At 37.1% G+C, this 6885-nt stretch carries 8 protein-coding genes; 2 read left to right on the forward strand and 6 right to left on the reverse strand.

Annotation, left to right across the window (positions count from 1 at the left end; genetic code table 11):
* From HMPREF0493_RS05045 to HMPREF0493_RS05070, 6 genes are all read right to left on the reverse strand, one after another.
* Positions 1-236: pilus assembly FimT family protein (locus HMPREF0493_RS05045; RefSeq protein ID WP_040457262.1), on the reverse strand; the 236-nt coding region annotated here is incomplete at its 3' end.
* Complete coding sequence (gene comGC / locus HMPREF0493_RS05050) at positions 211-558, reverse strand: competence type IV pilus major pilin ComGC (protein ID WP_006352227.1); 348 nt, start codon at positions 556-558, stop codon at positions 211-213. The genes comGC and HMPREF0493_RS05045, both read right to left, overlap by 26 nt.
* Before the next feature lie 2 nt (positions 559-560).
* Positions 561-1565, reverse strand: coding sequence for a type II secretion system F family protein (locus tag HMPREF0493_RS05055; protein WP_006352228.1), 1005 nt, complete (start codon positions 1563-1565; stop codon positions 561-563).
* Complete coding sequence (gene comGA, locus HMPREF0493_RS05060; RefSeq protein WP_006352229.1) at positions 1531-2508, reverse strand: competence type IV pilus ATPase ComGA; 978 nt, start codon at positions 2506-2508, stop codon at positions 1531-1533. Before comGA ends, HMPREF0493_RS05055 begins: the two co-directional genes overlap by 35 nt.
* A gap of 117 nt (positions 2509-2625) precedes the next feature.
* Positions 2626-3357: a YebC/PmpR family DNA-binding transcriptional regulator gene (locus tag HMPREF0493_RS05065; protein WP_006352230.1), complete on the reverse strand. Its 732-nt coding sequence runs from the start codon at positions 3355-3357 to the stop codon at positions 2626-2628.
* 75 nt (positions 3358-3432) lie between these two features.
* Positions 3433-3960 carry a VanZ family protein gene (locus HMPREF0493_RS05070; protein WP_006352231.1) on the reverse strand — a complete coding sequence of 176 codons (528 nt, stop codon included), beginning with the start codon at positions 3958-3960 and terminating at the stop codon, positions 3433-3435.
* Between the two features lie 192 nt (positions 3961-4152).
* Here HMPREF0493_RS05070 and HMPREF0493_RS05075 point away from each other — a divergent pair, with 192 nt between their 5' ends.
* Positions 4153-4413 carry a hypothetical protein gene (locus tag HMPREF0493_RS05075; RefSeq protein ID WP_006352232.1) on the forward strand — a complete coding sequence of 87 codons (261 nt, stop codon included), beginning with the start codon at positions 4153-4155 and terminating at the stop codon, positions 4411-4413.
* A 796-nt stretch (positions 4414-5209) separates the two neighbouring features.
* A complete protein-coding gene (locus HMPREF0493_RS05080) occupies positions 5210-6853 on the forward strand; it encodes an APC family permease (protein ID WP_006352236.1) in 1644 nt (547 codons plus the stop codon).
* Positions 6854-6885: the final 32 nt, after the last annotated feature.

A 6885-nucleotide genomic window follows, 5' to 3' on the forward strand; every position in this document is an offset into this window, starting at 1 on the left:
CAACGGTCATATTCACTGTAATCAATACACACATTTTGATTCTTTAACACTGCCATTCGACTTGCTCGTTCAAAGCTGTTCCTAAATTTTTCTATAGCGGCATAAAATACTAGCTGTGTGCGATATTCTTTTAACTGCAAACTGCCAACAGTTGCTAATAGACATACGATGAACAAAGTAATCAGTGCTTCGAGCAAAGTGAAGCCCTTACTATTGCTTTTGTCTAACTTTGCCATCTTTATCAATCTCATATTTTCCAAGTTTGCTCTCTTGGTCCTTAGTCAAGTAATCACCATCTTTTAATACGTCCAAACTGGTAACTTTTTTGCCTGGATGATTGTCCTGGTAAAGTTCAACCTGTGTTTGCAAAGTCGTAACAAACGCTTCATCCGTTTTCTTTTGCGCGTGATTTCTTTGGTTAACCAAATTTGGCGCGATAATGATTAAAAGCATAACGATAATCGCAATAACAATTACCATTTCAATCAGGGTAAAGCCTGATTGTTTGCGACTCTTTTTCATTAAATTAATTAAATAGTTTTTAACTCTCTTTTTCATCGTTATATCCCCTGCATCATGCTGTACATTGGCAGCAATAATTTCAAATACATTCCAACAATACATAACCCTAAAATGATGAAACAAAATGGCTGCACGCTAACAACGAGCTTTTCAATTCTGCCTGTTAATTCTGTAAACAAACTGTGACCCAAAAGCAGACACCGTTTGCTGAGGCTGTCTCTTTTTGATCCGCTCTGCAACAATAGCAGTAAATTATCAGGCAAAAAATCTTCTTCCTTGATAATTTTTTCTAGACTTATTCCTTGATTCAATCTTTCACCGATTTTTTCGCCTAAATATTGCTGTAATGAACCAGCATACTGCTTAGCAGCGTATTCACACATTTTCTGCAACGAAAAACCACTCGCAAGCAGCATTCCAATATCGTAGACCACTAAATAGTTGACATAAGTTCTAATAGTTTTGCCAATAAAAGCATATTTGCTTAATTTTTTCAGAGAAGCATAATCTTGTTTAGCTAGTAGCGTCAGCATTTTGGCAAAATAAAATACTCCGCCGCCAATAATAACAACCAAAGATAATAAAATAATGTCGCCGGTATAATTGCTGCTTTCCTGAAATTGCGTAGAAACGAAAGTCTGCATAAAAAGCAGTAAGACGATCATCATCCCTGCCAAAACAAAAGGATATGATAGTTCTACCCACAGCTTTTTAATCTGCTGATTCTTTAGGCGGTTAATTATTGTCAACTGCGACAAGCATTCAACCAAATTTCCCTGACTCAATGCCAAGTTAATCTGCGTAACCGTAGTTTTTGAAAAACCTAAACGCAAAAGCTCGGTTGTAAGCGACCCACCATTTTGCATTCGCTGATTTAAAGCAATTAATAGTTGTCTTTTTTTGGGCCACATAACTGCCATTAATTCCAAACTGCTATTCAAAGAAAAGCCGTTTTTTAAACTGCTCTTTAGATAATCTAAGAATTCGAGCTGTTCTTCTCCATTTAATTTATCCTTCTTTGAAGAAACTGTAAGCATATTCATCAATGGCTCCCTCCTCTTTAAGTTTGATAATATTCTCTTGCCATAAAACGAATTCGCCACGAACATCGCGCATCAAATTATCTTGAAGTACTTGTCCACCAGCGATATCCATCAAGCATGAAAAGCCGCTGCCATTTTTGGGCAGTAAGCGCTGATAAGAAACCGCCGTTAAACAGTTAGCTAATTCATCATTGCGAATTCCTAATCCTTCAAGTCGGGTAATTGTCTGTAAGGTACTCTTCGCGTGCACCGTTGCTAAGACCAAATGCCCACTTAATGCAGCATCAATGGCTAGTCTCGCTGTTCCTGAATCACGAATTTCACCGATAATTAAAATATCAGGTCGATGCCGTAATGCCGCTTTTAACAGGCTCTGATAATTAATGCCGGCCTCATTATTGATCTGCGCTTGCAAAAAACTGCTCTCATGTACTTCAACAGGATCTTCAATCGTCATTACGATTTTTCCTGCTCCAATTTTTTTGGCAATTTCATACATCGTTGTTGTTTTGCCTGAACCCGTGGGACCACTAGTTACAATTAATCCTCGCTTACGACTAAACTGCACAATTTGCTGCAACTGTTCTGGAAAAAAATAGCTGCTCTGATCAGTTTGATAAATAATTCGAATGACTAGCGATTCTTGATCATCAAAATCACCCAAACTGGATAAACGCAAGTAATATTCAGTTTCATCATTGCAATAATTCATCGCGCCTACTTGAGGTCTGCGATGTTCAGCAATATCCATTTGCGCGGCGTATTTAAAATAATTGATCAATCCTATTCCCATCTGCCGCTTTAAATCTCGAACAACTTCCACGCCGCTATCTTCACGAAAAGCAAGCTGATAACAATCACTCTTTGGCAAAAAGAAAATATCGCTTATTCTTTTCTGAACTGCCTGCTGCAAAATTTCTTCAATTAATTCTTTTGCTTGCAAAAAAATCCTCCTTTTTAGCCCTCTATATATTAAGTACGTAAAAAAGGAGAATTTTACCGAAAAAATTTAAAAATTAAAAAATCGTCTAGCCTTTCGACTAGACGATTCTATTAAGAATTATTCATCATCATCTGCTGCAGCAGTGTAAACATTTTGAACATCGTCGTTATCTTCAAGAGCATCAACTAAGTGTTCAAATTGTTCCTTCTTATCTGCTGGAACTGGAGTGGTGTTTTTTGGAATCATGGTCAATTCTGCGTTAGCAAGTTTGTAACCATCCTTTTCAAGAGCATCACGAACTTGTGCGAATTGCTTAGGATCAGTATAGATTTCAAAAGCATCATCACTAGTTTGCAAATCGTCACCACCAGCGTCCATAACATCAAGCAAAACTTGATCTTCGTCAGCATCAGTAGTTGAACGATCAATTACAATGTAGCCCTTACGGTCAAACATGTAGCTAACTGAACCAGTAGCACCAAGAGAACCACCGTTACGAGTAAAGGCAACACGAACATCTGAAGCAGTTCTGTTCTTGTTATCAGTTAAAGCTTCGACAAAAACAGCAACACCACCTGGGGCGTAGCCTTCATAAGTAATTTCGTCGTAGTGTTCGTCTGAGTTACCTTCAGCCTTCTTAATTGCACGTTCGATATTGTTCTTTGGCATGTTGTTAGCACGTGCCTTATCAATTACCATCCGCAAATTAGGATTCCCTGAAGGGTCAGGACCACCACTCTTTGCAGCCATATAAATTTCACGAGATAACTTTTGGAAAATCTTACCTCTTTTTGCGTCTTGCGCATTCTTGCGGCCTTGAATATTGTGCCATTTTGAATGTCCTGACATTAGAATCCTTCTTTCTTTTATTTATATTATTAACGTTAATTATCTTAACTCACACACTATTAAAATTCAATATTATCAGTGGTTTATCGCTTTATTTTTCCCGATTTTCATAGTAACAGCCAAGCAAACTAATAAAATAATAATTCCACATAAACTGCCAGCTCCATCCAGCATCACATCATGAACGCTAGGAGTACGATCACCTGTTAAATATTGGTGATATTCATCAAAAGCAGCAAATGCAATAGTCATAAACCAAACAAAGAATGGTCCCATCCATTTAAAAACAAAAACTCTTTTTAAACCAAAATAAGAAAAAATTCCTAATAAGAAATATGTGCAGAAATGGGCCAATTTTCTAACAAAAAATTGTGTAAATCCAGCTATTCCACCATCTGAAACTCGGTTATGCCAGGCACCGGCGTATTTGATATTCCAGTTTTTGATTACCGGTTCAATAAAACCAAACCGGCGTTTAATTTCTGCTGGATCCATTTCCTGCTGCTTATAGGTCATTGAACTTGAGATAAAAAGTACGACTAACACAAGCAATGCCAATGTCAAAGAGATCTTTTCGGTTTTAGTAAATTTAAAGTTCTTCATCAATTTCTCCTCAAAATTTGCGACTTAATAGCCAATTTATTGTCAACTGTCAATTATCTGTCAGCCATCAATTATTTGACTATTGTGCATTATTTTATTTGCCAGCTGATATAATAGTGACTACAATAGTAACTGTAAATAAAATTTTACTAAATATTCTAAAACATATTAATTATCAAAGGAGATATCAAAATGTTTAAGTTTGTTTTTTGGGTTTTAGCTATTTGGTTTTTAATTAACGTGATTTGGATGTGGTTCAAACTTGATAACCAATCTTTACAAAAGACCTTTGCTTGGATTAATGTTGCCGCTGTTGTAATTGGCTTCTGGGTCTTTTACGGCGTAAGTCATCCAGCTGGTGCTCTTAGCAATTGTTTCTTAGCAATCAACTGTCTAAACGTTGTATTAGCAATAGTACAATTCTACTTCGGCTACCGCAAATTAAACAAGTAATTGGATAGCTACAATTGTGAATTATTATTAGCTTATGCCCTACAATATTGTTTATTGTAGGGTTTTTTATATAAAATTGAACTATTATGAAAAAAGATTTACGAACTATTAGAACAACCCCTGCCATTAAAACGGCATTCATTGATATTCTGCAAGAAAAAAGCTTTAACAAAGTAACAGTCAGTGAAATTGCTAAAAGAGCATATATATTGACCGGCAAACTTTCTAACTGCATTACACCGATAAATACGATCTTTTAGCCCAACTAGTAGATGATGTAATAAAAAACATTAAAGAGATTTTGGACGAGCGATTGCATGAAGGTCCAGCGCTAAAGAAGCTTGAAAGCATCTATCGTATACATGGCGATTATCTGCGTACAAACAAGCCGCTAATTACTACTTTGCTAAAAATCGAAACTGACAATATTTGCTAAAAAAAGAACTGCAAAAGGTTTTCATTGAAAAATATCAGTCTGACACCCAGCACCAGCTCATGCCATTTCAAGCTGACATAATGTCGATGCTCTATATTCAAACTTTACAGCTGTTTCTTAATGATGAACAAGAATTGAATATCGAATAAATCAATGATCTGCTCAAAATGATCAAGGAATTCATCAGTTAAAACAAGAAAGCGGTTAACTCTAGTCTTTCATCCCTTTTCTATGTAAAATTAAATAGAAGAAATTATAAGGGGTTAGAGTTATTGAATGAATATCAGATTCAAGAATAAATCGCCAGGAATTTTCTAGCAAAAATAAAATATTTTACTAGAAAAGGGCGAAAAATTTAAAGTGGATGAAATTAAAGAATTGAATCCTGAAAAAAAGTTTATTTCTTGGCAAACCTTGTTTTTGATGGACTTGTGTACAGTAATCGGCATCGACGATATCATGTACAACTTTCAAAACCAAGGCATGTCAGTTATTTTTTCTTGGGTAGTAATGGTATTGTTTTACGTTATTCCTTATTCCCTGATGGTAGGACAATTGGGTTCTGTCTTCAATAAAGAAGGCGGTGGCCTTTCATCATGGGTTCGCAGAACTGATGGCGAATTCTTAGGCTACTTTACTGCATGGACCTACTGGGCAGCTTCAATTCCCTATGCTGTTGACTCAGCTAATGAAATCATAGTTGACCTGGGTTGGGCCTTGACCGGTTCAGAAAAATTCCAAAGCAAAATTTCTAATAGTACTTTTGCTATTTTGACTTTCTTGATGTTTATCATTTTCATTATTGTCGAACATCACTTTTCACGGTCAATGGAGCTTTTGTCAACAATTGGTGGCGGCTTGATGGTTGTCATGACTATTTTGCTGGTATTGCTTGCTTTTGTAGGTTTGGCAAAATCCGGTGGTCACATGGCAACTCAGCCATTTACTTGGAAGATGATGCTGCCTAACTTCAACTGGCACTATTTCTCAACTATTGCAATGCTGATCTATGCGATGAATGGCTGTGAATTAGTAGCACCATATGTCACCCAAATGAAGAAGCCTCAATATGACTTCCCTAAAGCGATGATTGCTTTGGCTGCGATGACTGCTTTCTTAACCATCTTCGGTTCCTTCTCACTAGGAATTTACTTCAATGCCTACCATATTCCTAATGACTTGAAGATGAACGGTGCCTACTACGTATTCGATATGATCGGTCAACAATATGGCTTGGGCAAGGGCCTGCTCTTCTTCTGGGCTTGGACTTCAGTCTTCTTCAACTGCGCATTGCTTGCAGTTTTGCTCGATGCGATGACTAGAATGCTGATTTCCGATACTGGTGAAAAATACATGCCAAAATTCTTACGCAAGAAAGACAAGAACGGCTTGCCTATTAACGGCTATATCTTAACCGTCTCATTATCAGCCTTCATTATGATTTTGGGTATCTTCCTGCCTAACATGAATGATATCTTTAACTGGCTTTTGAACTTGAATGGAATTGTTTCTCCTGGCGTTACCTGCTGGATTTTCTACTCCTTCATGTGTGTCAGAAAGAATTCAAAGACATTCTCTTCAAAATATGTTTACATTAAAAATGACAAGCTGGCATACACAGTTGGCTTAATCTTGCTTGTCGTTACTGCAGTTGCCACAATCATGGGCATTACGCCACAAGACGTAGCGCAATATAGCGGCACTTGGTGGTACGAATTAATTATCAACATTGTTTCCGTTGTTGTCCTGATTGGATTAGGTGCCATCTTGCCAGGTATTCGCAGACGTGAGGTCAAATACGGCATTGCTTTTGATAAACCGCAATGGATTTCAATGATTGCCCTGATTTTAATCGCAATCATTGCTGGTATTTCATTAGGCGCTACTAAATTACCACTGCGAGGACTTTACATTTTCATCGAAGAAATTGCAGTCCTAATCATCGTTTGGCTAATTGGACGACGTAAACCGGATATTAACAATAGCTTTAAAGCTGAAGAATAACGTCAAAGACCACAGACAATTTGCCTGTGGTC

The organism is Lactobacillus amylolyticus DSM 11664 (assembly GCF_000178475.1).
Taxonomy (GTDB): Bacteria; Bacillota; Bacilli; order Lactobacillales; family Lactobacillaceae; genus Lactobacillus; species Lactobacillus amylolyticus.